The organism is Erythrobacter sp. JB2-19 (assembly GCF_057365005.1).
Genome location: NZ_CP200290.1, coordinates 1,791,972 through 1,818,165 on the forward strand (window position 1 = coordinate 1,791,972; position 26,194 = coordinate 1,818,165).

Genomic DNA, 26,194 nt, shown 5'->3' on the forward strand with positions numbered 1-26,194 from the left:
CCTGCGGCGATTCCTTGGGGATAACGGCCCGTTTACCAGACAATGGCCGTCAGCAACGGCCGCCCGCACGAGTGAGTTACCCGAGCATCGCCATGCCGCCGTTCACGTGCAGCGTCTCGCCGGTGACATAGCCAGCCTCGCGGCTCGCCAGATAAGCCACAGCCGCACCAATATCAGTGCCCTCGCCCATCTTACCGGCGGGAATACGGGCATTGAGCGCGTCTTTCTGAGCGTCAGGTAATTCCGCCGTCATCGCGGTGCGGATAAAGCCCGGTGCCACGCAATTGGCGGTGATCCCGCGCGAGGCAACCTCTTGCGCGAAGCTCTTGGTCAGGCCCGTCAGCCCTGCTTTGGCCGCGGCATAGTTCATTTGTCCGGGATTACCGGTGCTGCCGACCACGCTGGTGATGTTGATAATGCGGCCAAATCGCGCCTTCATCATCGGCCGTGCGCTGGCGCGCATCAGGCGCATTGCGGCCTCGAGATTGACAGAGATCACTTGATCCCATTCCTCATCCTTCATCCGCATGGCAAGGTTATCACGAGTGATCCCGGCGTTGTTCACCAGAATGTCGATCCCGCCCAGCGTATCAAGCGTTGCCGGGATCAATTCCTCAACCTGGATGCTGTCAGACAGATTGCAGGTAATCTCGACATGATCGCCGCCAATTTCATTGATCATCTGCTCTCTGAAAGCGCGCAGCTTGTCTCCATTGGAGCCTGACAATGCGACGCGTGCGCCCTGACTGGCCAGCGCCATCGCGATCGACGAGCCAATGCCGCCACTTGCGCCAGTGACCAGAGCGTTCATTCCGCTGAGTGAAAACATTATGTGTGCTCCTTCGCAAAACCTTCGAGGTCTTCCATGGTGACGAGGCTGGCGGTTTCTGCCTCGCCTGCAATCTTTCGGATCATTGGGGCAAGCACTTTGCCGCCCAGTTCAACAAACTCATTCACGCCGTCGTTGTGCATTTGCGCCACACTTTCGCGCCAGCGTACGCGCCCGGTGACCTGCTCAACCAGCAGCTTTTGCTCCTCCGCTGGGTCAGTCACTTTGGAAGCGGTGACATTGGCATATAGTGGCAGCGCCAACGCGCCAGGAGGGGTCGCGGTCAAAGCCTCTGCCATGCGGTCAGCCGCAGGCTGCATCATCGAGCAGTGGAACGGCGCGGATACGGGCAGCAATACGCCGCGTTTGATCCCGTGATCCTTCACCATGCTGACAGCGCGCTCTACTGCGCCCTTCTGGCCGGAGATAACCACCTGACCCGGATCATTGTCATTCGCGATCTCACACACTTCACCGTCCGCCGCAGCGGCCGCCAATGCGCTTGCTTTCTCAATATCTGCGCCGAGCAGGGCCGCCATCGCGCCCTCGCCCACGGGAACCGCCGCCTGCATGGCGCTGCCGCGGAGTTTCAATAACCGCGCCGTATCTGCCAGCGAGAATGCGCCAATCGCGCAGAGCGCCGTGTATTCGCCAAGCGAATGGCCTGCGACACAATCGCCCGCCTCGGTCAGCGATACGCCGAACTCAGTTTCGAGTACGCGCAGGGTTGCAATGGCATTGGCCATGATCGCTGGCTGGGCATTCTCCGTGAGCGTCAGCGCATCTGCCGGCCCTTCGGCCATGATCGCGGACAGGTTCAGAGACAAAGCTTCATCGGTCTCTTCAAACACGGCCCGCGCCGCAGCACTCGCTTCTGCTAGCTCTGTGCCCATGCCAACCTTCTGGCTGCCCTGTCCCGGAAAAACGAATGCTCGCATTTAAGAAACTCCTCTTCAGCCCGCGCGGTTACGAAGCCTTTGATGGGCTGGCAAGACCGAACGGCACAACCCTGTTGGCAGAGGTGTGGCCGATCTCAGCGCGACCTAGATAGGGTATGCCTGCACGCGCGCACCAGAACTTGGCGATCTCCTCCGGGCTTTGGGTGAATTCACGGTAGTTTTCCGGCACATTGGTCACCGAGCCAAGCCGCAATCCTGCGACCCGTGGCAGCGAACCAGCCAAATTGAAGAACAGCCGGTCGATTGAATAGAGATGCTCGCTCACCTCCTCTACCATTACCACATGGCCAGACAGATCGGGCATCATCGGCGTGCCCGCGATCATTGACAGGGTGATCAGGTTGAAGGCGACCACTGGAGTCTTGCCATCAACACTTGATTCCAGCCCGCTGTTATCGCCCGCAAACCAGCGCAGCACCCGTCGCACAGCCTCGCGCCCGCCTTCGCTGCGCGCACTGACCGGCATAGAGCCATGGACGCTCTGGCCAATCCCATGGCGATAAAGCGCGGCGAGCAAATAGCCTGCATCTGAAAAACCGACATAGGTCTTAGACCGAGCCGAGGCATTCATCTGCGCCACCGCGGCCTCTGCAATCCGGTTGGAGCCATAGCCCCCTTTCGCAAACCACACCGCATCATAGGCGGGATCATTCGCGCATTCGAGCAGCGCCTCAAGCCGCCTCAGGTCAGGGCCAGCAAAATGACCGTCCAATTCAAAGCACTGATCATGGAACGTGACATTGTGCATCGGGAACTCGGCCGCCACCAGCTCATTCAAGGCATCCGCTTGCTCGCGAGTGATCGGCGTCGCCGGGGCGCAAATCGCAATATTCGTCATACGGCCCAACTAAGCCCCTTGTTTTGACAGTCACATCTTAATAGCGGTGGTTCGCATGGGCAAAGGGATCGATCAAGCGGCGCTGGCACAGCGGCCATTCTTTTTTGCGGCATCGGCGGATCTGGCATGCTTCCGCTCGCACAAATCCTGCGAGGCATAGGCTGCGAAGTCGCTGGCTCTGACCGATCCTATGATCAGGGACGCACGCCGGAGAAGTTTGCATGGCTTGCGAGGAATGGTTTCACCTTGCACGCGCAGGATGGCAGCGGGCTGACCTCAAGCAATCAGGTCTTGGTCGCCTCCGCTGCGGTTGAAGACACTGTTCCTGATGCTGCGCGCGCTAAAGAGCTGGGATGTGAGCGACTGACCCGGGCCGAAGTGCTCGCGATGCTGTTCAACCAAGCGGGATATTCGGTCGCGATTGGCGGCACCTCTGGCAAATCGACCGTCACCGGTATGATCGGCACCATCTTGGACGCTCAGAATTATGATCCGACGATCATGAACGGCGCGGTGATGAAGAACTTCATCGCAGCGGACAATCAGTTCGCGAGCGCGCGTGTCGGCAGGCCAGAAATTTTCGTCAGCGAAGTGGATGAAAGCGACGGCTCCATCGCGCTCTACCGCCCCACCATCGGCGTGCTCCTCAACGTCAGCCTCGACCATAAGAGCCTGGAAGAATTGCGCGATCTGTTTGGCAATTACCTCGCATCATCAGGCTGCGGCGTCGTCAATTTCGACAATGACGAGGCGCGCAAACTTGGCCAAGCCAGCATGACCGATGGCAAGGGGCAGATGATCTCTTTCGCGGTGGACCATCCGCACGTTGATATCACCGTCGAGTCGGGCTCGATTGTCGAAGGCCCATTCACGCTTCAAGCCAAGGTGATCGACAGCCGCGCGAACGAGGCTGCGGCGCTAACTCTGCCAATGCCTGGGTTGCACAACCTTTCCAACGCTTTGGCGGCAATTGCTGCGGCAAATGCAGCGGGGATTTCGGTGACGGATGCTGTGGCTGCTCTCAATCAGTTTCAGGGGCTGGCGCGCCGTTTTGACGTGATCGGCACCAGCCCCAGCGGCATCACCGTGATCGATGATTTCGGCCATAATCCGGAAAAGTGCGCCGCCACATTGCGCACTTTGAAGGGCACGCCTGGCCGGGTAATCGCCTTCTTCCAACCTCACGGATATGGCCCACTTCGCCAGATGGGCGATGAACTCGCTGAAACCTTCGCGCGCGAACTTGACGCGAATGACATTACCGTAATGTGCGACCCAGTTTACTACGGTGGAACAGTCGACCGCAGCGAAGGTACTGAGCGGGTTATCAAGCTGATCGAGGATGCTGGCGGTTCAGCGCGGCATATCGCAGCGCGCGAAGATTGCGGCGCGAAGATTGCCGAAATCGCTCAGCCGAGTGACCGGATTGTGATCATGGGCGCCCGCGATGACACGCTTACAGGCTTTGCCAAAAGCCTGTTCAGCCAGCTTAAATGACCGTTTATTCGCTCGCTCTGCGGCACGCCCGATTGATGGGCGTAGCCATGCTGGCCGCTTTTCTGTTCGTGATCACGATTGATCGGATGTTTGGCCATACGAGCTGGGCGTTTGCCGGGGCGATCATCATGCTGGTGCTGGTCAATGCGCGCATGCGCCTGTTCAATTGCCCCAATTGCGGAAAGAACCTGTTCTTTCGCGGAATTTTTGCCGTGCCCTGGCCCAATCGCACCTGTACCAAGTGCGGAATGGAATTGGATAAAAAGGATGCTGGGTAAGTCGCTTGCTTAGGTGCTTTTTAGAGCTTTTCGCCCCTCTTCCTCTCGCTCAACTGCACGCTTGTAAGCAGGACGAGCGACTAAGCTCTCGCGGTAGGTCTTCAAGCTATCAGGAATGCCTTCATCGAGCCCCACATTCTTGGCCAAAATCAGCGCATAGCCGACGCATATATCTGCGACCGTAAAACGATCTGCACATAGATATTCACGTCCTTCAAGACGCTGCTCGACCTTAACCAACCGCTTGTGAAACCACTTGGCATAGGCCTCACCCGCCTCGACCAGACCCTTCTCCTTTTCGAAAATGGCAAATCGCATGTAAACGGTTTGTGGAAAGGTGATCGTCGCATCGGCGTGATAGGTGAAATCGCAATATTCCGCATAGTCCGTCTGACCTGGGGCGATCGCAAGATCTGTCATGCCGTTGCGGGTCGCAAGATAATGCGCAATCGCGCAGCTTTCCGTCATCCGCACGCCGCCATCCACCAGCATAGGAACTGTGCCTAACGGATTGATCTCCATATATTCGGGCGCAAGATAGCGCGGAGGGAGCGGCAGTATCCGCAAGTCAATGCCCGCGCCTGCCTCCTCTGCCGCCCAAGTCGCGCGCAAACCGCGCGAGCCAGCGCAAGTGTAGAGGAGCGGAGGAACGTTACTTTGGTTCAATGCGCACCTTCATAACCGATCACTTTGTGCAGTACGAAGGCGATGACCGCACCCAGCGCGAGGCCGAGTACCGCAGAGATGCCCGCATAGGTAAACCATCCCAGGATACCGCCCATCGCGCCCGTGCCGCCGCCAACTGCTGCCTCTGCACCATGCGCAATGTCATAGAACAGGTGGAAGCCGATCTCATGCGTGCCGTGAATGATAATTCCGCCGCCGACCCACAACATCGCAATCGTACCGATAAAGGACAGTGCAATCAGCAGCTTGGGAACTGAATTGACCAGCAAGTGGCCGAATTTCTGCGCAGCAGTGCTGTCTTTCTTCGTTAGGTGCAGGCCAACATCATCCATCTTCACAATCAGCGCGACAGCACCATAAACCGCAACGGTAACGGCGATTGCAACGATGCCGAGCGCAATTGCCCGCTCCCACCACACATCAAGATCAAGCTCGTTGAGCGTGATCGCCATGATTTCAGCTGACAGGATCAGGTCGGTCCGAATGGCGCCAGCGACCCGTTGATTTTCGAAGGCCTCGGGATCCGTGATCTCATCATCCACGGTTTTGCCGTGTTTTGCCCCGCCGAGCTTTTCCATAACCTTCTCAGCGCCTTCGTAGCATAAGAAAGCGCCGCCAAGCATCAATATCCAGATAATCAGCGAGGGCAGGAATTCCGACAGCAATATCGCCCCGGGCAGCAATATGACCAGCTTGTTGAACAGGCTACCTTTGGTGATTTTCCAGATGATCGGCAGCTCACGCGCTGGCGAAAGCCCGGTGACATAGCTCGGCGTGACCGCAGCATCGTCGATCACAACGCCAGCGGTTTTGGTGCCCGCTCGCCCGGCCGCCGCCGCAATATCGTCAATCGAAGCCGCCGCCGTGCGCGCTATGATCGATACGTCATCCAAAAGTGCAACCAATCCTGATGGCATGTCGTTGTCCTACCCTGCTCTATTATTGTTCATTTCAAATGACGCCGCTGCCAGGTCCAAGGCGTTGGCGCGGTTCAATTATTCGCTGACTAGTCCGAAAGTCCTAACTGGATTGGCCGCCAACGGATCATCAACAACTCGGTATTCATGCGTTGCGCCGCCTTCGTCCACCTCAGCATATGTTGCGACCAATTGCATACTCCCATCAAATTCACACAGCAGTCCAATATCGTCGAAGATACGAACGCTCTGGCCCTCCATGATCGCCGCCCGGCTTGGCGGGCCATCGCAGGCGCGCTCGCTCGGCGCATCAGCAGCGATGTAATAGGAGCTTTCGGTGGTGGCCAAGACCCCGCAGGCGCTTAGCGTTAGCAAAGCGGCAACCGCAGTGATTTTCTTCATTGATCGACCCTCCCATGACGAAAATCATGCAAGCCCATCAATTATAGCCCCCACGCATCAGGTCAACCACACGGCCACCGCCTGCAAACAGCCGCATTCGCGCTTGCTTTTGGCGGCAAAGGCGGTATGTGCGCCCATCGCCTGATTTAGGGCGTATGAAGAAAGCCGGAGGGGCACTCGCGGATCCGCTGCGAATTGGCCAACGATCGGTAGCAATATGAAAGGATGCGAGATGGCTCATTACGAGCATATCTTTCTCGCGCGTCAAGACCTGAGCCAAGCTCAGGTAGACACGCTGGCGGCAACCGCCACAGAAATCGTAGAAGCGAACAACGGCAAGGTTACCAAGACTGAAACTTGGGGCCTTAAATCGCTAGCCTATAAAATTGACCGCAACCGCAAGGCACACTTTGTGCTGCTCAACATCGATGCCCCTGGCACCGTGGTTGAAGAGCTGGAGCGTCAGACCCGTATCAACGAAGACGTCATCCGCTACATGACTATCCGTGTCGAAGAGCACGAAGAAGGTCCAAGTGTAATGATGCGTAAGAACGAGCGCGACCGTAAGCGCCGCTCTGACAGAGAGGAGCGCGACTAATGGCACGTCCTTTTTTCCGCCGCCGCAAATCTTGCCCGTTTTCGGGTAACGAAGCGCCCAAGATCGACTACAAAGACGTTCGCCTGCTGCAAGGCTTCATGTCTGAGCGTGGCAAGATCGTTCCATCGCGCATTACCGCCGTTTCTGCTAAGAAGCAGCGTGAACTCGCCAAAGCCATTAAGCGTGCACGCCACATCGGCCTGCTGCCCTACATCGTAAAGTAAGAGGAGAGACGACATGGATATCATTCTCCTCGAACGGATCGAGAAACTCGGCACCATTGGCGACGTCGTCACTGTCAAAGACGGCTATGCCCGCAACTTCCTGCTCCCGCAGAAGAAGGCCTTGCGCGCTAACGATGCCAACAAGAAGGTGTTTGAAGCCAACCGTGAGCGTCTTGAAAAAGAGAACGCAGAACGTCGCGGTGAAGCTGAGAAGGTCGGCAGCAAAGTCGACGGTGCAGAAGTTGTGCTTATCCGCGCAGCCTCCAACACCGGCCAGCTCTATGGTTCTGTCAACGTCCGCGACATGATCGCTGGCCTGACTGAACAAGGCCACGATGTGAACAAGAAGCAGGTCATTATGGGCAGCCCGATCAAAACGATCGGCATGCACGATGTGACTGTTGCTTTGCACCCAGAAGTGCACGTCATCGTTAAAGCAAACGTTGCGCGTAGTGACGACGAAGCCGAGCTGCAAAGCCAAGGCGTCGACGTTCTGGCTCAGCTGTTTGAAGACGAGCAGAAGGAAATCGAGGAAGCGGCCGACGCAAATCGCATCGACCCTACCCTTGAGCCAGGTGAAATTCCTGCCGAACTGCTCGAAGAGGGTGCTGCTCCTGCAGAAGAAGCGGCAGAAGATGCCGCTGCTGAAGAGGAAGCTGCAAGCGAGTAAGCTTGGTACCTCTTTTAGGCCAATCAATGAAGGGCGCGAGGTCAAACCGGCTTCGCGCCCTTTTTGTAAAAGCCGGAGTTTTGAGAGAAATGCTCTTTAAATCTGAGCTGTCTTTGAATTTTCCTATTTTGGACACTAACACCAGCACATGAAATCAATCGAAAACACCATCGCGCAGCTGCAAAGCATTTATAACGAAGCGGTTTCCACCCTTCGCGAGGATGTTATGGCTTACGGAACAAAGGGCACCATCCCGCCTACGAGCCGCCGCGAAGATGGAAGTTATGCCTATCCAGAGTTGACCGTGCATTACTCCGGTATTGGCGAACCACTCGACCGCAGCCGCGCCTTTGGCCGCTTGGAGCAATCTGGCACCTATCAAACGACTATCACACGGCCTGATCTGTTTGCTGGCTATCTGGCGGAACAACTGAGCCTGATAGCGGGCGAATATGAGATCGAGGTTGAGGTCAGCCGCTCTCGCCAGGAAATCCCTTTCCCCTATGTTCTGGATGGTGACGCGGGTGCAGCGATGGTCGGCATCGCGCCTCAGGACATTGCCAAGCATTTCCCATCCACCGACCTTGCCCTGATCGGTGACGAACTCGCCGATGGGATTGAGTTTGATGAAGCGGAAACCATGCCGCTATCGCTGTTTGATGGGCTGCGCACGGATTATTCGCTTGCTCGCCTCGCACACTATACCGGCACAAAGGTGGAGGATTTTCAGGATTTTATCCTGTTCACCAATTACCACCGCTATGTCGATGAGTTTGTGAATTGGGGCGCTCAGCAAATCTGCGAGGGCGGCTATACCGGCCTCACTGGCGCTGGCGGTCTGAACATTCACGAATGCACCGACAACGCGCAGGAACAGCTCAATGATACCGCATGGCGGCGGCACCAAATGCCAGCCTATCACCTTATGCGTGAAGATGGGCGCGGCATCACGTTGGTCAACATCGGCGTCGGCCCGTCAAATGCAAAAACAATCTGCGATCACCTCGCCGTGCTGCGCCCGCATGCCTGGATGATGATCGGACACTGCGGCGGTGTACGTTCGAGCCAGAAGATCGGCGATTTCGTACTCGCTCACGCATACTTACGCGATGATCATGTGCTCGACGGCGTGCTTCCGCCAGAAATTCCAATTCCTCCTATTGCTGAGGTGCAGCAGGCTCTTGCAGGCGCAACCGAAGAAGTGGCCGGCACTCAGGGCGCGAACCTTAAACAGCGCATGCGCACGGGCACGGTCGTCACCACGGATGACCGCAATTGGGAGCTGTTGTACTCGACCTCAGCCAAGCGCTTCTCTCAGAGCCGCGCGATCGCGGTCGAAATGGAAAGCGCAACGATTGCCGCGCAGGGTTACCGCTTCCGCGTGCCCTATGGCACCTTGCTGTGTGTGTCAGACAAGCCGCTTCACGGCGAAATCAAACTGCCCGGCCAGGCGAACCAGTTTTACGAAGAAGCCATCGCCGCTCACCTGCAAATCGGCCTAGAGGCATGCAAGCGCCTGCGCGATGAAGGTGACCGCCTTCACAGCCGCAAGCTGCGCGCCTTTAACGAGCCGCCGTTTAGGTGAGCCGTATCCTCTAGATTCCTACTCGTCGGCAAAGACGATGTCGGCCGTGGATTCGACGGTACTGCTGTACTTTAGAACCGACTGCAAGAAGACGCGCGATGGTATACCGTCACCTGTAAAGACATCCCATGAAATATAAGGATCGCCCTCGTCATCCAACGATACAGCGGCAAAGCGTAATTTCTCGCTGATCTGGATGGCTTCGCCCTTAGTCCAAGGCTCTTTCCTGTCAAAACCAGTGGTAAATTGCACCGAGTCACAATCCGAATTAGTTTGTCCGTCACAGCCATAGAAGACCAAACGTGTTGTCATGTTTGCCAGTTCGGTTCTAATCATCGGGTCACCTTGCCTATCGGTCGTCAGCTCGGCTTCATAACCCGCATCCATCAATACTTTCGCTAAACCCTCAGGGTCTTGCGCACTCACCATTGGCTCGGCAGTTTGAGCGCTCAAAGAAGTCGCCGCCATTAGCATTATTGCGCCCAAAAGGCATTTCGTCATATTTATATCCCCCCATCTCATCACTAAAAATCACCGTGACTGCGCAGTAAACTCGGTCAAGCTCGCCCGCATCTTCTGGATTTCCTGACCAAAGACCAGCAATTGCGCCTGCGCATTGGCATAGCTGATGCCATAGGCAGAATTGACATAGCCCTGCAGGACGATCGCCTGATCGCCTGCACGAACGGCTTTGCTGCTCGCATTGAGATCGTTGTATTGATTGATGAATTCATTGATCTCCGCACGTGGGCGAGTGTCTTCACGCACGAATGTAGCCACCATTAGCAGGCCAACACACCCCTGCTGCGGCATACATCCCCGCGGGGTCAGAGCAAAGCTGATCCCGGTTCCCGACTGCGCGCGGTAAACCGTTCCGCCATTCGCATCAGTTTCGACTTGCCAAGTTGTTTGCACATCGAGCAGCAAACGCGAGATTGTGGCCGCGTCAAACTGAGTCACCACCTGCGGGTTTTGCGGGGCCACCTGCGTTTGCGGTTGCCCCTGAGCCTGAGCCTGAGCCTGAGCCTGTCCGGCACTAGGTTGGATCGCCAACACTGCACCAACGGCCCCGATAACCGATAAAAAACGCACAATCATTACCCCCAAATCTCAACCGATCACGGTGAGAAAAACTCCGTCATCCCAAGAATGGCCATTCCATCCCCGCCGTCACCGGTGGTTAAACGGCGCAGTACCTTACCGCTTTCATAGTCAACTTCTGCGACAGTGTCGCTAGCCGTTTCAGCAACATAGACCCGCTGGCCATCATCGGACCACAGGATCGTGACCTGGAAACGTTGCTGCGCTTCCTGAGGACCTGAAACCGCAATGCTACGAATTACCTTGGCAGTTTTCAGGTCGATGACCGTCAGCCCGCCATCCATCAGATCAGATGTGACCGCGACATCGGCCTGCGGACGGATTGACAGGCGCAAGGGAAATGCTCCTGTATCAACCGTGTTGCGCACTTCCATCGTGACTGGATCGAGTTCAAACGCCTGATTGGAGCCGCGTGCCGAGACCCACAGAGATTTGCCGTCAGGAGCGAGTGAAATGCCCTCCGGTTCCTCGCCCACCGTGACTGACAAAGGCGGGGCTTCGCCAACCAAGTCGATGCGAGTGACTGTCTTTGAACCAAGATCCGTCGTCCAAGCCGCGCTTTCATCAGGCGCGACGACGAGCATGTGGCTGCCCTGCTTGCCGGTGGGATACTCCGTGAGCGCAGGACTACCCACGCCGTTATCGGTAATCCGGAAGATCGACTGCCGCCCTTCTGCAGTTGCATAGATCACACCGCTATCCATCCACATGATGCCATGTGGACGGGCATTTTCGCCCAGCTCCACGCTTGTGACCCGGCTTAAATCCTCGACATCAAAGACATCGATCGTGGTACCGCCATAGCAAGCGAGCGCGACCAAATTGCCGTTTGGCGACATCGCTAACTCATGAGGATTGGTGCAGCTGTCTTTGCGCAGCACCTCTTCCCCGGTCGTCAGGTCAACCTTCGACAGCGTATTGCCCCGCTTATTGGCCACAAACAACAATTCACCGGCCGCACTAGACTTTGCCTCGCCAAGCGGTTCGTAAACGGTCCATTCGGATTGTTTATTGTCGCTTCCCACGGGCGCACAGGCGGATATTGCCAATGCAACCGCGCCAATCAGTCCAGCTCGTTTGCCAATCACCATCCCGCCTGCTGCCCTTGGTTCTATTCGCTCAGCCATTCCACCATTCCCATACCGCTCATTTGGGACTCATCAGTAGAGGCCTCGAGCGTATCAGGCCATGGCTTTGGCGCCCATTTTCAAGCATTGCATCGAAGTTTTGCCAACCTCGTCGGCATTGCTCAGGATACAAAGCTTGCGCGCGGTGCCCGGATTAGGGCCTTCGATCTATGCAAATTTCACCTAAACACTGGCAATCCATGCATCTGGGTCTGATAGCATTTCAGGAAACTAACAGCGCGGCCTCATCCGCCGAGTGACTGCCGGTCAGCGCCGGCGACGATCCCATCATGAAATTAGTCTGAATGGCGAGTCACTTGGGTTCAAGTGTCAATCATCGAAAAACGTTCGACCGCTAAAGCAGCCAAAACTGCCAGAAAACCGCCAATCCACGCCGCCATCTTTATCGGCCTCAAGGTCGATGCGAATGAGGCAAGCTGATCGTCGCCTGCAAAATTCCGTAACTGGATAAATTGCGAAATGGTCTCACCGTAATCAGTCACCAAAAATACAAGTCCCGATGCAAGTGCCACCCAACCAAGGCGCGACAAAACCCGCGATCGGTGGGTTCGGTAATATAGACCTGCGAGGACGCAGCCTATCCCATAAATGCCAATGAATATCAGATCCGATATCATCGCGGTCGCGGCCGAACTGAGCAATCCATCATTGCTCCAGGCGCGCTGAATAGCGTCCACCGTCGCCGCATCTGGCGCACGTTGATGATCTAGAATGCCGCCCGGCACGCCGTCGATGGCCAAAGGCGCATGAAGCGTCAATGTGATTGCGAAGGCGATCAGGCCACCGACCCACCAAAGCAATGCGGTCCGCTTTGAGACCGTCATAGCGCGCTCAAGAACTGTGTAATCGCCTCGCCCAATTCCGGCTTTGTCGCGCTGTCGAGGTGCGCGCCAGGCACGGCGCGATAGGTCGCATTGGGGAGCAATTCGGCCAGTTCCGCCGCGGAACCATTGTCTTGATCATCAACACCGCAGGCGACAAGCGTCGGCATGTTGACATTGGAAAGCTTAGCAAGGTCGAGATCGCCCATTGCATCCAGCAACAAACGCGCTGCGACCCGGTCAACCCCTTGTGACTTCAGGAATTGACGTGAGAAATAGGCGGGATCTCCGCGCTCAATGGTATCAAACTCATCAATGACACGTTTGAAAAAACCCGCTCGTTTTTGCCATTCGGACAGACCAGATACCCCCATCCCGCACACCACCAATTTGCGCGGAGCAAGCACCTGCATAGCGGTCGCATGTAAGGCCGTGCGCGAACCGAGCGAAAAGCCGACGAGGTCGTACCCACCGTCTTCAAATCCTAAATGCTCCACAAGTGAGACCGCATCGCGCACCAAAACACCGCTCGGGTAATTGCCGGGATGAGTCGGCGCCTCGCTCTCACCATGCACGCGAAAATCGAGCATGATCGCCTCAAACCCGGCCTCGGCAAGGCGCGCTGCGTGACCCCACTTGATCCAGTTCATATCTGCGCTGGAGAACAAGCCATGGAGCAGGATAACCGGCGCGCCCTCGCCCATCCGATGCACCGCGAGACGGGTGCCGTCAAAGGAGGTAAACATCGCTGTTGTTTGATCGCTCACGAAAGCAGTTCCATCCATTCTGACTGGGTTTGCGGCTGCGTTTCCCATTGCGGCACGCCTTCGGGCAGGACAAACCAAGACTGCTTACTGCGGGTCCAAATATGCGCAACCGGTTCAAGCTCCCCAGCATTATCCAGCGAGCCGCCTTTGATCGTGACCATGCCGGGGCGGTTTTCTCCTGCATGATAGATGCGGCTACCGCACCGCGCGCAGAAGTGGCAATTGGTATGCGATCCACTATCGGTCGGCCGACGCCAGCTGGCGGTATCGCCTTCGATTTCAAGACTGGAAACAAAGACGGGTACCGAGAGACCGAATGCACTCGCCGACTGCATCTGACACTCGCGACAATGGCAGGCGTAGGCAGTCAGGCGCTCCGCTTTGATAGTGTAGCGCACTGCGCCGCATTGGCAGCCTCCGGTATGTTCGGTCATATTGGACGCCTTGCCATTCACCGCTTCATCAACCCCTTTTGCTCCATCCGCCATTTCGCCATATCGATCCGGTCCTGGCCAAAGAAGGGCTCGCCATCGAACACCAGGGTCGGCACGCCCCAATGGCCCGCCGCCTCCAGCGCGCTCTGATTGTCGGCGATTTCGGCATCCAGCGCTGCTGCATCACCTAGAACTTCCGCATCAAGTTTAGCGAGGTCCAAGCCCGCCCGAGAGGATGCGCCCGCCAGGTGATCGCCTTCGTCCCAGCCATCGACTTCGCCAGAGAAGATAATCCGGGATACCTCATCTGCAAACGCCAGGCCCCTACCCCGGCGCGACGCGGCCTGGCCCAATCGGCAGATGCGGCGGATAAGCGGCTGCTCGGCCGCAATCTCCCGCGTCATCAGGTTTTGATCAACAGGATCAGGACGCGGCCAGCGATAAGGAATGCCCAAATGTTGCGCGACCCGCATCGAGTCCATCAGAATATAGCGCGGTGCCGCAGGGTTCCCGGTGAAGAGCAGTTCCGGCGCGCGGATCGCAATCGGCCAAACGGTGCGAAGCGCAATCTCGACATCAAATTCCTCTGCCAGTGCGCGGTAGCGGCCAATAGCGAGATAGGAATACGGGGAACGGAAGCTGAAATAGAGGTCTGCTTTTAAAGTCATTGGCAGAGACTAGCGCGAGCTTTCGCAAAAATCTCTATCCAAAACGCCTCACCGAAAGAAACACTGTGTCCCAGCATAAAGCATGGTCAGGCGGTCTTCCTCCAGAAAGCCACCAATCTTACCGCCAATCGCAAATTCTTCACCCAAGGTGCTGTCCGTGATCGGAGCAAATCCGGTTGTGCTTTCGGCTTCGCCGCGCGGCGCTCCGGGTTTGAGGCCGCTTTGTAAGGCAATGTTCGCAGCCCCTTCTTGCTCGCCGAGCACCCAACCGACCAAAAAGCCGTCCTGAAAATTGACGGTCAACGCGCCGGGAAAGCTGGTGAACTCCATACGGCCCGCACCGCACTCTTCTCCAATGGTGCGGCCCTCTGGTTCACCCAGGCTTGCGGTAAGAGCACCTTCGACTTCGCTGCGCCCAGCGGAAAAGAAGAACGCCTCTGACCCAGCAGCCAATCCTTCTGCGCGCAGCTCAACTGCATCATCGGCGATTACTGGCACTGCAGGTTCGCCGCGCTCATTCATGCGTTCGCTCGGACTTGGCACGGTACCGCTGTCGCAAGCGGCGAGCGCGAATGCCGACAATATGATCACCAAGCCACGCATGCTTTATCCCTTTTTCAAATGCCTCCGCCCGAGCAATTCAGCGATCTGTACCGCGTTCAATGCCGCACCTTTGCGTAAGTTGTCTGACACACACCACAAAGTGATTCCGTTCTCGACGGTCGGGTCTTCGCGAACGCGGCTGATGTAAGTCGCGCCATCGCCCGCGCTTTCGGTTGGTGTGACATATCCGCCGTCTTCACGCTTATCGATCAGCATGATGCCCGGTGCCTCACGCAGAATTTCCTGCGCTTGCTCCGCCGATAGCTCATTTTCAAACTCGATATTGATCGCTTCAGAATGGCCGACAAATACCGGCACGCGCACGCAAGTCGCGTTGAGCTTAATTTTTGGATCGAGGATCTTCTTCGTCTCGACCATCATCTTCCATTCTTCCTTGGTCGATCCATCGTCCAGGAACACATCGATATGCGGGATCACGTTGAACGCAATCTGCTTGGTAAAGGTCGCAGGCTCTACCGGATCGCCGACAAAGATCGCGCGGCTCTGGTTGAACAGCTCGTCCATGCCCGATTTGCCCGCACCCGACACCGATTGATAGGTCGAGACGACGACGCGCTTGATCTTGGCCGCATCATGTAAAGGCTTCAGCGCGACAACCAGTTGAGCCGTCGAGCAGTTGGGATTCGCGATGATATTGCGCTTCGTATAGTCATCAATCGCGTCCGGATTGACCTCTGGCACGATCAGCGGAACGTCCGGCTCCATCCGGTAAAGCGAAGAGTTGTCGATCACGATACAGCCTGCTGCCGCCGCCTTCGGCGCATATTCCTTTGCTGGGCCGGACCCAGCGGAAAACAGCGCAATATCCCATCCAGCCCAGTCAAAATGCTCGATATTTTGGCATTTGAGCATTTTGCCTGTGTCACCGAATTCCACTTCGCTGCCCTGCGAACGCGAGCTGGCCACAGCAGCGATTTCCTCAATCGGAAACTCGCGCTCTGCCAGCACTTGCATCATCTCGCGTCCGACATTGCCGGTCGCGCCGACCACTGCCACCCGGTAACCCAAATCACTTACTCCAATGGAAATTCAACTTCACGTTGTGCGCTGCCGCGCCTAGCGTGCCTTGGCAAGTGTTTCTTGGGCACATCAGGAGGGGAAACGTATGCAAAGCGGTATTGCGCATTGGCGCGAGAAAGCGAGCTATTTCGGCTTTCAAGGGCACCAGATTGCCTATTGGACCGGCGGCAATAGCGATGCGAGGCCGTTGTTGCTGGTCCATGGCTATCCCACATGCTCGTCTGATTGGGCCCGGACGTGGGATGATCTGGGTGAAAAGCACCATTTGATCGCGTGCGATATGTTGGGATTTGGCCTGTCGGATAAGCCCCGCAGCGGCTTTGGCGGCAATGGCTATACGATCCATGGCCAGGTCGATGTGCAAGAGGCCCTGCTTGCCCATCTCGGCATTGGAGAATTTGACGCACTCGTGCACGACTACGGGGTGTCAGTTGGCCAGGAGCTGCTCTCTCGCCAGCAAGATGGCACCGGCGCACAGCAGCTCGGAATGATGGTGTTCCTGAATGGCGGGATATTCCCTGATCAACACCGCGCAAGACCAATCCAGAAACTAGGCGTTTCACCGTTCGGATTTCTGGTCGGCCTATTGATGAACCGCAAACGCTTTGGCCAGAGCTTCTCCGAAGTGTTTGGGCCAAACACTCAGCCCAGTGAGGCAGAACTGGACGAGTTTTGGGAGTTTATCGCGCACAATGGCGGCAACCGGCTTACCCACAAACTGCTGCACTACATCGCGGATCGACGCACGCATAAAGAGCGGTGGAAGGCGGCGCTGGTCGAGGCACAGGACAAGATCGGCCTGATTAATGGTGCGCTTGATCCGGTCTCAGGCAAGCATGCCTATGACAAGTGGCGCGAGGTTGTGCCCGAGGCGCGTGCGCATCTGATCCCCAACGTGGGCCATTATCCCCAAGTCGAAGCGCCTGGCGAAGTCGCCACCACAGCGCTGGAATGGCTGGCCCAGTCGCGCGTACCTATTCCGGTGGGGTCACGCCGTTCCGTTCGAGGAAAGTGAAGATCGTGTTCCACAAATGCGGAGAAATATTCTCGCCAGAAACTCGGTGTGTGTAGCCGGGATAGAGCATCATTTCGAACGGCACGTTGTTTTCCTGCAGAACCGAAATTAGCTCGGATGAATTTTCAAACACCACATTGTCATCCGCCATTCCGTGGATCAGCAGCAAGGGATCGCTGATCTTGGTCGCATTGGGAATAGCGCTGGCCTCTTCATAGGCCTCTGGCACTTCGCGCGGATCACCCATGAAACGCTCGGTGTAATGGGTGTCGTACAGTTCCCACTTGGTAACCGGAGCGCCGCTGATACCCGCCGCATAAAGCCCCGGATCGGCTTGCATCTGCTTCAGCGTCATATAGCCGCCATAGGACCAGCCATAGAGCGCAATCTTGTCTCCATCGACAAAATCGAGGGTCTTGAGGAACTCCGCACCTACCTTCTGGTCGCGCACCTCAACCCCACCCATCGCTCGGTAGAGCGGTTGTTCGAAGTCGACACCGCGATTGGCCGTACCGCGATTGTCGAGCGCGAAATAGATGTAGCCCTTGTCCACGATCGCCTGAGCCAGCGCCCCGCCCCAAGTCCGGTCGACAATTTGAGGGCCTGGTCCAGAATAGTGATAATAGAACACCGGATATTTCTTCCCCGGCTTCATCCTCGGACGGATGATCATGTAGTGCAGCGGTGTGCCATCTTCCGCGTTAATAGTGCCGTATTCCGGCGTTTGATGATGCAATACATAGGGCGCATAGGCGTGGTTATCGTCTAGTTTATTCTGCTCCACCCATGTCAGCCTCTTACCTTCCCCATTGGCTAGATAGCTCTGTGGGGGTTGGTTCGGCGCTGATCGCGTGACCATCAGAAGCTTGGCGGATTTATCCATTATCGCGGCGTTCGTATAGGCTGGATCAGTCAGGAGGGTAGGGTCTCCGCTGCCGTCCAGATTGGCCCGATAAATCTGCTGTGTGAGGACGTCTTTGGTACCTTGGAAATAGAAAACACCGTTGTCCTCATCCACACCAACGAGCTCGGTTGCAGGAGATGTGCCTGACGTAAGCGGTTGAGCCAGGGTCATGTATCTACGCTCACCGCTAGCTAGAATCTCTTTTTTCAATCCTATGAGATAGAACTGCCCATATCCGCTGCGTTCACTCCACCACAGCAGGCGACCATCCCTCAGGAAACGATAACTGTCGGAGAGGTTGATCCAGTAATCCTCGCGTGCGGCCTTCTCCGTGAAGACCAGTTCACTCTTGCCTGTCGCTGGATCAACGCTCAGCATATCCAGCTCAGTCTGCTCGCGGTTTTGGCGCTGGACATAGAGCGCACCATCTGGCCCCCAATCGACTCGGGCGACGTAGATATCGGTTTCTTCGCCGAGATCGACCTTCACACGGTTTCCGCCATCCGGGTCCATCACAAACAGCTCAACAATCGCATTGTCACTGCCCGCAACGGGATAGCGCTGATCGAACACTTTGGTCCCGGTCGCGCCAATCGCTGCGCGAGTCACAATGCCCACCGGACTTTCATCCGTACGCTGCACGACCAGACGGCTGTCATCTGGTGCCCACCAATAACCGGTCAGGCGGCTCATTTCTTCCTGAGCCACAAACTCCGCCTCACCCCAGCGAATTGTATCGCCTTCCTTAGGAGTAATCGGCGCGGCTTCCTCGCCGACCTTGCCAACCCACAGCTGGCGCTCGCGCACGAATGAAACAGAGCCGCCCTTGGGGCTCAGCTTAGGGTTAAGCTCGCTCTCTTCAGTGTCCGTGAGGCGCGTCACCTCGCCGCTCAGCTTCGCTAGGTACAAATCACCATCGAGCGGCACGAGCACGCCCGAACCATCACTGACCCATTGATAGCTGATAATGCCTTTGAGGTTGCCAACACGCGCACGCTCTCGCTGCATTTTTTCGTCTTCGGACAGCTCACGGCCCGAACCCAGCGCCTTGCTATCGACCAACATAGTCCATTCGTTGGTTTCCCGGTCATAGCCCCACAGGTCATAACGCTCCCGATCATCATCGCGGTTGCGCAGCACGGTGAGATAGCGCCCATCGGGCGACAGTTTCGCCTGACGCGGGGCTGGCCCATTCAGCGATGGCGAGGCAAAGACGCGCTCAAACGTCAGCTCTGGTGCGCTGGTCACTGTGTGATCATCCGCGATGGCTGGAGTGGCAAAAAGCGCCGCAGCGGCGGCCAGTATTGAAATGCGCATGTCAAGGATTGCCCCATCTTCTCGTCATTGCGAGCAGCCACAAGGCTGCACGGCAATCCAGGGTCAGACGCTGGATTGCTTCGTCGTTATCGCTCCTCGCAATGACGGGAGAGAAAATCAACATCCCCAACGAAAAAGGGCGCCCTGGTTTCCCAGAACGCCCCTTCAAATCTCTCGGTATGAGACTTACGTCTTTGGCGCATTCTCACGGCGCTCAGCAATACGAGCCCGCTTACCGGTGCGGCCGCGCAGATAGTAAAGCTTCGCACGGCGCACAACGCCGCGGCGAACCACGGTGATGCTGTCGACGATTGGCGCGTAGAGTGGGAACACACGTTCCACACCTTCGCCAAAGCTCATTTTGCGCACGGTGAAATTGCTGTTGATGCTGCGGTTCGACCGCGCGATGACAACGCCTTCAAAGTTCTGGATACGCTCGCGGCTACCCTCGGTGACTTTCACGCCGACACGCACGGTGTCTCCGGCCTGAAACTCAGGAATTTCTTTGGTCACTTTGCCGATTTCTTCGGCTTCGATTTGCTGGATCAGGTTCACTGGTCCGTTCCTTTATCTTTTTGCCGCGCGCCAGAGGCAGACTGGACCCGAGCATCCTCATGACGCTCCCATAGATCCGGCCTGCGTAACCGAGTATGATCTTCCGACATGGCTTTGCGCCAAGCGGCGATCTTCGCATGATCCCCCGATCGCAGCACTTCGGGGATCGTGCGCCCTTCCCATTCTTGAGGTCGGGTGTAGTGCGGATACTCAAGGAGGCCTTCTTCAAAGCTCTCTTCAGCACCGCTTGAAGGCGCGCCCATTACGCCGGGAAGCAGCCGAATGCAAGCATCAAGTATGGTCAGCGCGGCCATTTCTCCGCCCGATAAGACGATATCGGCCAGGCTGACCTGCTCAATCTGAGGCCGAGCCTCGAAAATGCGCTCGTCAAAGCCTTCAAACCGCCCGCACAGCAGAGTGACGCCGGGCCCGGCTGCGATCTCGCGGATGCGCGCCTGAGTGATGGGCTTGCCGCGCGGCGTCATGGCCAGGATTGGGATTTGTGAAACTAACCGTTCGTTGGACCCTTCGACAAGCTCAGGGCGAACGGTTTCTTGATAGGTTGGGTTCTCTAAATCCGTTCGTGCTGAGCCTGTCGAAGTACGAGCGGCCAGGTACTTTGCTGCCTGCGCTTCTGCATAATCCACCGCTCCAGCAAGCACATCACATTTCAACACCATGCCCGCGCCCCCGCCAGCCGGCGGACTGTCGACATTCTTGTGCTTATCAAGCGCAAAATCGCGGATTTGCACCGTGTCACACGACCACTTTCCCTCGGCCATGGCCTTTCCCGCCAGACTCGCACCAAGCGGGCCGGGAAACATCTCTGGATAGAGGGTGAGGATTTGCGCGGCGAAGGTCATGGTTTTCTAGTCGAAAGCCAAACTCACGGTTCTAAGTTTGCGCTTACTAATCCAGCGATTGCAGCAAGCCACAACCGCCCATGAAACCACGAAAACGAAGGGACAAAGCAAATGCACGCTGAGCGGAGCGTCCAAGATATGTTGCATTTTACCCTGCTGAACTGAGACTGCCAACAATCCATAGAAACTGATTGTGAGGATTATCGGGGGCGCGAGGACCGCGATCCAAAACCGTCTTTTGTGATTTTCGGAATGGACATGCCGGAGCATCAGCCACCCAAACGCAAGCGAAAGTGCTCCAACAACCAATGCTGCTATCCCATAAACAATAACATATGGCATTGCAGCTTCGATAGCACTCGAACCGTTTGACACCCGGTGAGCCGAAGGTGGAACAGGATTTCGCTCTGAAATTGGGTCACTCATTTGACCAATTCACCCCATCCTTTGCCCGCGTATCCACACTAAGCTCAAACACGTCCGGACGTGAGTAATGGCCATCGGTGTCGAGGCTCGTCAAATTCGCGCCGATCTCTGACAGGTTAAGCTCCGCGTGGAGCGTCTCTTCGGCCTCGCCCGCTTGTGCCAGCACGCGCGCATCGGGGGCGGCGATAAAGCTGCCACCGCGATTCAGCACGTCGCTACCAATCGCTTCGATCAGCTCTCGGGCGGCGCCCACATCGGCATTGCCGGTTTCCGCAAGCTCCAGGCCCTCAAACAGGTCCGCCTTCTGCTGCACCAGACCCGCAGCGAGCACGAAGCAGCGGCCCTCAAACGCGTAATGGCGCGAATTGAGCGCATATTCCTCGCGCACGGTCGGCCACGCGGCAACATGCACCGCTTCGCCGAGATTGTGCATCGCCGCGCGCGCTAGCGGCATCCAATGCTCCCAGCAGATCAGATTGCCAACCTTGCCCCATTCCGCCTGATGCACGCCCAGGGTGGAGCCATCCCCGCGCATCCAGATCAGGCGTTCGCCATGCGTTGGCACCAGCTTACGGTGGTCCAGCGGAGCCTGACCAGGGCGAAGCATCAACTGATTGTTGTAGAGGCTGGAGCGCACCCGCTCATGCGCGCCGATAGAGATGCAGGCGTCATGCGCATCGCACAGCTCCTGCAACGGCAGCAGCCGCTCATCATTTGCAACAATCGCATTTTCCAGCATGATAGCATGGCATGCGCGCGTGCCCGGATGGTCCCATAGTGCGGCGCCGGGGGACTCATCCAGCCACAGCGGATAACCTCCTAAGAATGTCTCACCAAAGGCGACCAGCTTCGCACCGTCTTTGATCGCCTTTTCAGCGAGTTCGGCGGCCTTTGTGATGCCCGCTCCAATCGCTAAGGGGATCGGTGCAGCTTGGCAAATAGCGACGGGGAGTTTGGTCATTCAAAGGTTTCCGGATTAAATTTAGTAAGACGATCAAGCTTGCGCGTAGCGAAGTGGGCTGTGGGATAGCCTATAACCGCGAAAAACAAGAGGAGCAGGATTGCAAGCCCGATAACTCCAGCAAACACGTCATCACCGTCACCGACAAGCGCCAAGCCAATCACGGGGAACAGAAGAATTCCCGGTCCAAAGAATGCTGCCGCAAACGTCCGGGCAGCAGTGTCAGCTTTGGTCATAAAGAAGCGCACAAGCAAAACCGAACCCAGCGTCGACATTGCTACAAAGACGATCAAGGCAAAAATCGTGACTGCAATTTCGATTATCATGCTGATCAGCCTTCAGCGAAATCGGCCGCGATCACAAGCCTGCTTGTATCCCATTCGATCACTGCCGCATCGATCAGCGGCACCATAAAAGTCTTGGTGCCTTTCTCAGGCGGCGGTTCGCGCACGATCTCGATAACATCGGTTGCGCCGAAATTCTCGACCGCCACGACAGTGCCCACGCGCTCTCCCGCGTCCGTTACGGCGTCGAGGCCGATAAGGTCAGCGTGGTAGAACTCACCCTCGGCAAGGTCTGGCAGAGCCTCTCGCGGCACCATCAGCACGGTTCCGCGCAATTTCTCCGCATCATTGCGCCCAGCCACTTCGGCGAAACGGGCGACCGCCCCGCCTTTATTGTCGGAGCGGATTTTCTTGAGCGTCAGGACACGCCCGTCTTTGCCGGCGACGAAACTCTTGTGCTGCGAGAGCGCTTCCACGCCCTCGCCAAACAGTTTCAGCCGAACTTCGCCCGCCACGCCATGCGCGCCAGTAATGGCGGCCAACTCGATCTGCTGTTGACTTGTCATGCTCGCAACCGCTCGTGCTGAGCTTGTCGAAGTACGAGCTGCTCCCCCATTCGCCCTTCGACATGCTCAAGACGAACGGGGAAACAACGCGTCACTTTAGCCTTCAGACTTTTCTTCGCCAGCGTCTTCCGCTGGTGTTTCTTCAGCAACAGGCTCTTCAGCTGGCGCTTCTTCGGCTGGCGCTTCTTCGGCTGGCGCTTCTTCGGCTGGTGCTTCCTCAGCAGGAGCTTCTGGAGCAGCTTCTTCAGCAGGCGCTTCTTCCGCAGCAGGCTCTTCTGCTGGTGCTTCTGCAGCAGCCTTTGCCTCTTCTGCAGCGGCGTTCTTCGCCTCTTCTTCCGCTTCCTTAGCGGCAGCAGCCTTTTCAGCCTTCTCTTCAGCGCGTTCGGTCGCTTTCTCGCCCGGCTTCGCTTTGTTGGGGTTGTTGCGAGCTTCACGCTCACGGATGCCAGCAGCATCGAGGAAACGCGCGACCCGGTCGGATGGCTGCGCGCCAACGCCGAGCCAATATTTCGCACGGTCTTCGTTAAGCTTTACTCGGCCTTCGTCGTCCTTGGCGAGCAGCGGGTTGTAAATCCCGATTTGCTCCAGATACTTACCATCGCGTGGTGCGCGACTGTCTGCCGCAACGATCCGGTAATAAGGACGCTTCTTTGCGCCACCGCGCGAGAGCCTCAGTGCAATTGCCATTATAGATACCTTTCCAGTCTCAAATTATTGAAATCGTTTAAAATTACTTCTTATTCAACATGTCGCGTAATTCAGGGGGCAGCGTGTTCGGATCAACACCCGGAGCGCCGGATCCACTGCCCGGACCGCCCAGCCCTGGCAAACCACCAGGGCCACCGGGAGCACCGCCGCCCATGCCGGGTAGGCCGCCCATTCCACCGCCTCCGCCAAACATGGATGCGAGGCCTTTCAGCCCGCCCATTTTCTTAATCTGTTTCATCGCGCGACCCATTTCCTGGTGCATTTTCAACACCTTGTTGACCTGCGGAACTTCGGTGCCGCTGCCCGCAGCAACGCGGCGCTTACGCTTGGCGTTCATCAACGCGGGATTGGCGCGTTCCTTGGCCGTCATTGAACCAATGATCGCATCCATATGGAGCAGCACTTTGTCGTCCATATCGGCGGCGGCCATCGCCGCCTTCGCCTTCTTCATGCCCGGCATCATCCCCGCCAGCATGCCGAGGCCACCCATGCTTTGCATTTGCTGCAATTGCATACGTAGATCATTGAGGTCGAATTGCCCCTTTGACATACGCTTGGCGAGCAGCTCAGCATCTTCTTCCTTGATCGTCGCAGCGGCTTTTTCGACCAAGCTGACGACATCGCCCATGCCCAGAATGCGGTCAGCGACGCTACCTGCGCGGAAGGCTTCAATCGCGTCGAGCTTCTCGCCCGTACCCGCAAACTTGATCGGCTTGCCCGTCACCGCGCGCATCGAAAGTGCCGCGCCGCCGCGTGCATCGCCGTCCATCCGGGTGAGCACTACGCCGGTCAGTGGCACTTCACCGCTGAAGCTTTGCGCAACGTTTACAGCGTCTTGCCCGGTCAAGCTGTCAACCACGAGCAGCACTTCGGTTGGCTCAGAAACGCTGGAAACGGCCTTCATTTCGGCCATCAGAGCTTCATCAACATGCAGGCGGCCTGCGGTATCGAGCAGCAGCACGTCGAAATTCTGAAGCCGCGCGGCCTCCATTGCACGGCGTGCGATGTCCACCGGCTGCTGACCAGCGACGATCGGCAAGGTCGCAGTTTCGACCTGCTCACCCAGCACCGCCAGCTGCTCCTGAGCAGCCGGGCGGTTAACGTCGAGCGAGGCCATCATGGCCTTCTTGCCGTGCTTTTCCTTGATCAGCTTTGCGAGTTTCGCAGTGGTCGTCGTCTTACCAGAGCCCTGAAGACCGACCATCATGATCACAACCGGCGGCTTCGCCTCTAAAATCAGGCCTTCGGTCTCTGGCCCGCCAAGCATGTCGACCAGCTCGTCATGGACGATCTTGACGACTTGCTGGCCGGGGGTGACCGATTTCAGAACGTCTTGGCCAACGGCCTTTTCCGTCACTGCATCGATAAACCGCCGCGCCACGGGCAATGCCACGTCGGCCTCGAGCAAAGCCACGCGGACCTCGCGCATTGCATCGCGCACGTCTTGTTCTTTGAGCGCGCCGCGACCCTTAAGCCGATCAAAAACCCCACCAAGGCGGTCGGACAAATTGTCAAACATTGCCGCATGCTCCTTGCTTGCGTTCCATCTGATCGCGTTTCCGAACCGCAAAACCGGTCCCCACTTTTGCTGGAAACGCTCCGCTGAGCCGATCGAAGACCCCGCCAAGGCGGTCGGACAAATTGTCAAACATCCTCTTCAACTCCTCACTTGCCGCGCACGGCGAGAACTAAACGCAAAAAACGCCGGCGAACGAAACCTCGTTGGCCAGCGCGGGGATATGCCCCAATTTTACCCATGTATCCGGGTGTGTTGATATTCGGTCAGTACCTCAGCGAAAAGGTGGCTCCCGAGAACCGGAGCGCAGCGATCATAAAGATCGTGAGCACCGGAAGCGCATGGGAGCTGCTCTTTGCAGCCCGGTAATGGCCGGATACCAACATATCCGGTTCGATGGTGGAGCCTAGCGGGATCGAACCGCTGACCTCAACACTGCCAGTGTTGCGCTCTCCCAGCTGAGCTAAGGCCCCTATCATCGATGTGTCTGGCCTATTGAAATAAGACCAGTGCCTCGCTTTCGCAAGGAGGCAGCCCATTATGGGCTACCCCCTCGAAAGGCAAGCCTTAATTCTCGTGATCTTCCTCGTCGCCTTTGCCCTTGGACACGCCAAGATCATCATCGCCGCCCAGATCAACGTCATTGTCCGGTGAATCTTCGCCGTCATCGATGTTCTCGATGTCTTTCAGCTCATCATCATCGTCACCGCCTAGATCGGTATCGGCTTCGCCATCCTTCTTCTTGTCATCCGCTTCAAATGGAATTGGCTGCTTGGTCTTAAGCACGGGCTCAGGGTTCCAAGTCTCACCGCATTCAATGCAGGTGACCGGCTCATCATTGCCGAGATCGTAAAAGCGCTCTCCGCATTTGGGACAAGAACGCTTGGTGCCCCATTCTGGCTTCGCCATCAATTAATCCTCGAGTTAACGCCGCGGGCCGCGATTGGCGCGGGCAAAAATATGGTGTGGTTTGTGGGGCCGATTGAGATGTAGTTCAAGAGCCCCGCTCCAA

The 26,194-nt window shown here is 57.0% G+C and carries 32 protein-coding genes and 1 tRNA gene; 7 read left to right on the top strand and 26 right to left on the bottom strand.

Annotated elements, in window-relative coordinates:
• Positions 1–76 precede the first annotated feature (76 nt).
• Genes fabG through AC0V6O_RS08505 form a run of 3 tightly spaced genes read right to left on the bottom strand, consistent with a single transcriptional unit; the run spans position 77 to position 2,626 of the window.
• On the bottom strand, positions 77–829 hold the full coding sequence (gene fabG, locus AC0V6O_RS08495; RefSeq protein ID WP_486143201.1) for a 3-oxoacyl-[acyl-carrier-protein] reductase: 753 nt from the start codon (positions 827–829) through the stop codon (positions 77–79).
• Positions 829–1,767 (bottom strand): ACP S-malonyltransferase, encoded by a 939-nt coding sequence (gene fabD / locus AC0V6O_RS08500; RefSeq protein ID WP_486143203.1) that lies wholly within the window; start codon positions 1,765–1,767, stop codon positions 829–831. Before fabD ends, fabG begins: the two co-directional genes overlap by 1 nt.
• A 28-nt stretch (positions 1,768–1,795) precedes the next feature.
• On the bottom strand, positions 1,796–2,626 hold the full coding sequence (locus AC0V6O_RS08505) for an LD-carboxypeptidase (RefSeq protein ID WP_486143205.1): 831 nt from the start codon (positions 2,624–2,626) through the stop codon (positions 1,796–1,798).
• 126 nt (positions 2,627–2,752) lie between these two features.
• Between AC0V6O_RS08505 and AC0V6O_RS08510 the strand changes: the two genes are divergently transcribed.
• On the top strand, positions 2,753–4,123 hold the full coding sequence (locus AC0V6O_RS08510) for a glutamate ligase domain-containing protein (RefSeq protein ID WP_486143207.1): 1,371 nt from the start codon (positions 2,753–2,755) through the stop codon (positions 4,121–4,123).
• A complete protein-coding gene (locus AC0V6O_RS08515; RefSeq protein WP_486143209.1) occupies positions 4,120–4,401 on the top strand; it encodes a hypothetical protein in 282 nt (93 codons plus the stop codon). The genes AC0V6O_RS08510 and AC0V6O_RS08515 overlap by 4 nt, the downstream gene beginning before the upstream one ends.
• 9 nt (positions 4,402–4,410) lie before the next feature.
• Here the strand turns inward: AC0V6O_RS08515 and AC0V6O_RS08520 are convergent, their stop codons facing one another.
• From AC0V6O_RS08520 to AC0V6O_RS08530, 3 genes are all read right to left on the bottom strand, one after another.
• Complete coding sequence (locus tag AC0V6O_RS08520; RefSeq protein WP_486143211.1) at positions 4,411–5,067, bottom strand: glutathione S-transferase family protein; 657 nt, start codon at positions 5,065–5,067, stop codon at positions 4,411–4,413.
• Positions 5,064–6,005, bottom strand: coding sequence for a DUF808 domain-containing protein (locus tag AC0V6O_RS08525; RefSeq protein WP_486143213.1), 942 nt, complete (start codon positions 6,003–6,005; stop codon positions 5,064–5,066). Before AC0V6O_RS08525 ends, AC0V6O_RS08520 begins: the two co-directional genes overlap by 4 nt.
• A gap of 78 nt (positions 6,006–6,083) precedes the next feature.
• Positions 6,084–6,407 carry a hypothetical protein gene (locus tag AC0V6O_RS08530; RefSeq protein WP_486143215.1) on the bottom strand — a complete coding sequence of 108 codons (324 nt, stop codon included), beginning with the start codon at positions 6,405–6,407 and terminating at the stop codon, positions 6,084–6,086.
• Between the two features lie 232 nt (positions 6,408–6,639).
• Between AC0V6O_RS08530 and rpsF the strand changes: the two genes are divergently transcribed.
• The 4 genes from rpsF (at position 6,640) to AC0V6O_RS08550 (ending at position 9,484) form a co-directional block, all read left to right on the top strand.
• A complete protein-coding gene (rpsF, locus tag AC0V6O_RS08535; RefSeq protein ID WP_472645118.1) occupies positions 6,640–7,005 on the top strand; it encodes a 30S ribosomal protein S6 in 366 nt (121 codons plus the stop codon).
• Positions 7,005–7,229, top strand: a complete 225-nt coding sequence (gene rpsR, locus AC0V6O_RS08540; protein ID WP_299192991.1) for a 30S ribosomal protein S18 — start codon at positions 7,005–7,007, stop codon at positions 7,227–7,229. Before rpsF ends, rpsR begins: the two co-directional genes overlap by 1 nt.
• A gap of 13 nt (positions 7,230–7,242) precedes the next feature.
• Positions 7,243–7,899, top strand: a complete 657-nt coding sequence (gene rplI / locus AC0V6O_RS08545; RefSeq protein WP_486143217.1) for a 50S ribosomal protein L9 — start codon at positions 7,243–7,245, stop codon at positions 7,897–7,899.
• Positions 7,900–8,047: 148 nt separating this feature from the next.
• Complete coding sequence (locus AC0V6O_RS08550; protein ID WP_486143219.1) at positions 8,048–9,484, top strand: AMP nucleosidase; 1,437 nt, start codon at positions 8,048–8,050, stop codon at positions 9,482–9,484.
• An 18-nt stretch (positions 9,485–9,502) separates the two neighbouring features.
• On the opposite strand, the gene AC0V6O_RS08555 is transcribed toward AC0V6O_RS08550, so the two are convergent.
• The 9 genes from AC0V6O_RS08555 to AC0V6O_RS08595 all read right to left on the bottom strand — a co-directional run bounded on the left by AC0V6O_RS08555 (position 9,503) and on the right by AC0V6O_RS08595 (position 16,055).
• Positions 9,503–9,952 (bottom strand): YbjN domain-containing protein, encoded by a 450-nt coding sequence (locus tag AC0V6O_RS08555; protein ID WP_486143221.1) that lies wholly within the window; start codon positions 9,950–9,952, stop codon positions 9,503–9,505.
• 63 nt (positions 9,953–10,015) lie between these two features.
• Positions 10,016–10,582 (bottom strand): type III secretion system chaperone family protein, encoded by a 567-nt coding sequence (locus AC0V6O_RS08560; RefSeq protein WP_486143223.1) that lies wholly within the window; start codon positions 10,580–10,582, stop codon positions 10,016–10,018.
• Positions 10,583–10,602: 20 nt separating this feature from the next.
• Positions 10,603–11,712, bottom strand: coding sequence for a YncE family protein (locus AC0V6O_RS08565; protein ID WP_486143225.1), 1,110 nt, complete (start codon positions 11,710–11,712; stop codon positions 10,603–10,605).
• A gap of 323 nt (positions 11,713–12,035) precedes the next feature.
• Positions 12,036–12,557, bottom strand: a complete 522-nt coding sequence (locus AC0V6O_RS08570) for a hypothetical protein (RefSeq protein WP_486143227.1) — start codon at positions 12,555–12,557, stop codon at positions 12,036–12,038.
• On the bottom strand, positions 12,554–13,300 hold the full coding sequence (locus AC0V6O_RS08575) for an alpha/beta fold hydrolase (RefSeq protein ID WP_486145566.1): 747 nt from the start codon (positions 13,298–13,300) through the stop codon (positions 12,554–12,556). Before AC0V6O_RS08575 ends, AC0V6O_RS08570 begins: the two co-directional genes overlap by 4 nt.
• A gap of 17 nt (positions 13,301–13,317) precedes the next feature.
• Positions 13,318–13,755 carry a GFA family protein gene (locus AC0V6O_RS08580; RefSeq protein WP_486143229.1) on the bottom strand — a complete coding sequence of 146 codons (438 nt, stop codon included), beginning with the start codon at positions 13,753–13,755 and terminating at the stop codon, positions 13,318–13,320.
• Between the two features lie 17 nt (positions 13,756–13,772).
• Complete coding sequence (locus tag AC0V6O_RS08585) at positions 13,773–14,423, bottom strand: DsbA family protein (RefSeq protein WP_486143231.1); 651 nt, start codon at positions 14,421–14,423, stop codon at positions 13,773–13,775.
• A gap of 48 nt (positions 14,424–14,471) precedes the next feature.
• Positions 14,472–15,026, bottom strand: a complete 555-nt coding sequence (locus AC0V6O_RS08590; RefSeq protein WP_486143233.1) for an aspartate-semialdehyde dehydrogenase — start codon at positions 15,024–15,026, stop codon at positions 14,472–14,474.
• Positions 15,027–15,029: 3 nt separating this feature from the next.
• Positions 15,030–16,055: an aspartate-semialdehyde dehydrogenase gene (locus AC0V6O_RS08595; protein ID WP_486143235.1), complete on the bottom strand. Its 1,026-nt coding sequence runs from the start codon at positions 16,053–16,055 to the stop codon at positions 15,030–15,032.
• 97 nt (positions 16,056–16,152) lie between these two features.
• Here AC0V6O_RS08595 and AC0V6O_RS08600 point away from each other — a divergent pair, with 97 nt between their 5' ends.
• On the top strand, positions 16,153–17,082 hold the full coding sequence (locus AC0V6O_RS08600; protein WP_486143237.1) for an alpha/beta fold hydrolase: 930 nt from the start codon (positions 16,153–16,155) through the stop codon (positions 17,080–17,082).
• On the opposite strand, the gene AC0V6O_RS08605 is transcribed toward AC0V6O_RS08600, so the two are convergent.
• The 11 genes from AC0V6O_RS08605 to AC0V6O_RS08655 form a co-directional block, all read right to left on the bottom strand.
• Positions 17,042–19,303, bottom strand: coding sequence for a S9 family peptidase (locus AC0V6O_RS08605; protein ID WP_486143239.1), 2,262 nt, complete (start codon positions 19,301–19,303; stop codon positions 17,042–17,044). The genes AC0V6O_RS08600 and AC0V6O_RS08605 overlap by 41 nt on opposite strands.
• 186 nt (positions 19,304–19,489) lie before the next feature.
• Positions 19,490–19,858, bottom strand: coding sequence for a 50S ribosomal protein L19 (gene rplS, locus AC0V6O_RS08610; RefSeq protein WP_486143241.1), 369 nt, complete (start codon positions 19,856–19,858; stop codon positions 19,490–19,492).
• Positions 19,855–20,721, bottom strand: a complete 867-nt coding sequence (gene trmD / locus AC0V6O_RS08615; protein WP_486143243.1) for a tRNA (guanosine(37)-N1)-methyltransferase TrmD — start codon at positions 20,719–20,721, stop codon at positions 19,855–19,857. The genes rplS and trmD overlap by 4 nt, the downstream gene beginning before the upstream one ends.
• A 418-nt stretch (positions 20,722–21,139) precedes the next feature.
• The gene (locus tag AC0V6O_RS08620) at positions 21,140–22,108 is read right to left on the bottom strand and encodes a carbon-nitrogen hydrolase family protein (RefSeq protein ID WP_486143245.1); all 969 of its coding nucleotides are present in this window, start codon (positions 22,106–22,108) and stop codon (positions 21,140–21,142) included.
• Complete coding sequence (locus AC0V6O_RS08625; protein ID WP_472638873.1) at positions 22,105–22,434, bottom strand: hypothetical protein; 330 nt, start codon at positions 22,432–22,434, stop codon at positions 22,105–22,107. The genes AC0V6O_RS08620 and AC0V6O_RS08625 overlap by 4 nt, the downstream gene beginning before the upstream one ends.
• 5 nt (positions 22,435–22,439) lie before the next feature.
• On the bottom strand, positions 22,440–22,958 hold the full coding sequence (rimM, locus tag AC0V6O_RS08630; protein WP_486143248.1) for a ribosome maturation factor RimM: 519 nt from the start codon (positions 22,956–22,958) through the stop codon (positions 22,440–22,442).
• A gap of 96 nt (positions 22,959–23,054) precedes the next feature.
• Positions 23,055–23,645, bottom strand: a complete 591-nt coding sequence (rpsP, locus tag AC0V6O_RS08635; RefSeq protein ID WP_486143250.1) for a 30S ribosomal protein S16 — start codon at positions 23,643–23,645, stop codon at positions 23,055–23,057.
• A gap of 43 nt (positions 23,646–23,688) precedes the next feature.
• Positions 23,689–25,185, bottom strand: coding sequence for a signal recognition particle protein (gene ffh / locus AC0V6O_RS08640; protein ID WP_486143252.1), 1,497 nt, complete (start codon positions 25,183–25,185; stop codon positions 23,689–23,691).
• Entirely contained in the window at positions 25,178–25,318 is a 141-nt protein-coding gene (locus AC0V6O_RS08645) for a hypothetical protein (protein ID WP_486143254.1), read from the bottom strand. The genes ffh and AC0V6O_RS08645 overlap by 8 nt, the downstream gene beginning before the upstream one ends.
• A gap of 261 nt (positions 25,319–25,579) precedes the next feature.
• Positions 25,580–25,655, bottom strand: a tRNA-Ala gene (locus AC0V6O_RS08650).
• Positions 25,656–25,749: 94 nt separating this feature from the next.
• Positions 25,750–26,091 (bottom strand): TIGR02300 family protein, encoded by a 342-nt coding sequence (locus tag AC0V6O_RS08655; RefSeq protein WP_472638877.1) that lies wholly within the window; start codon positions 26,089–26,091, stop codon positions 25,750–25,752.
• Positions 26,092–26,194: the final 103 nt, after the last annotated feature.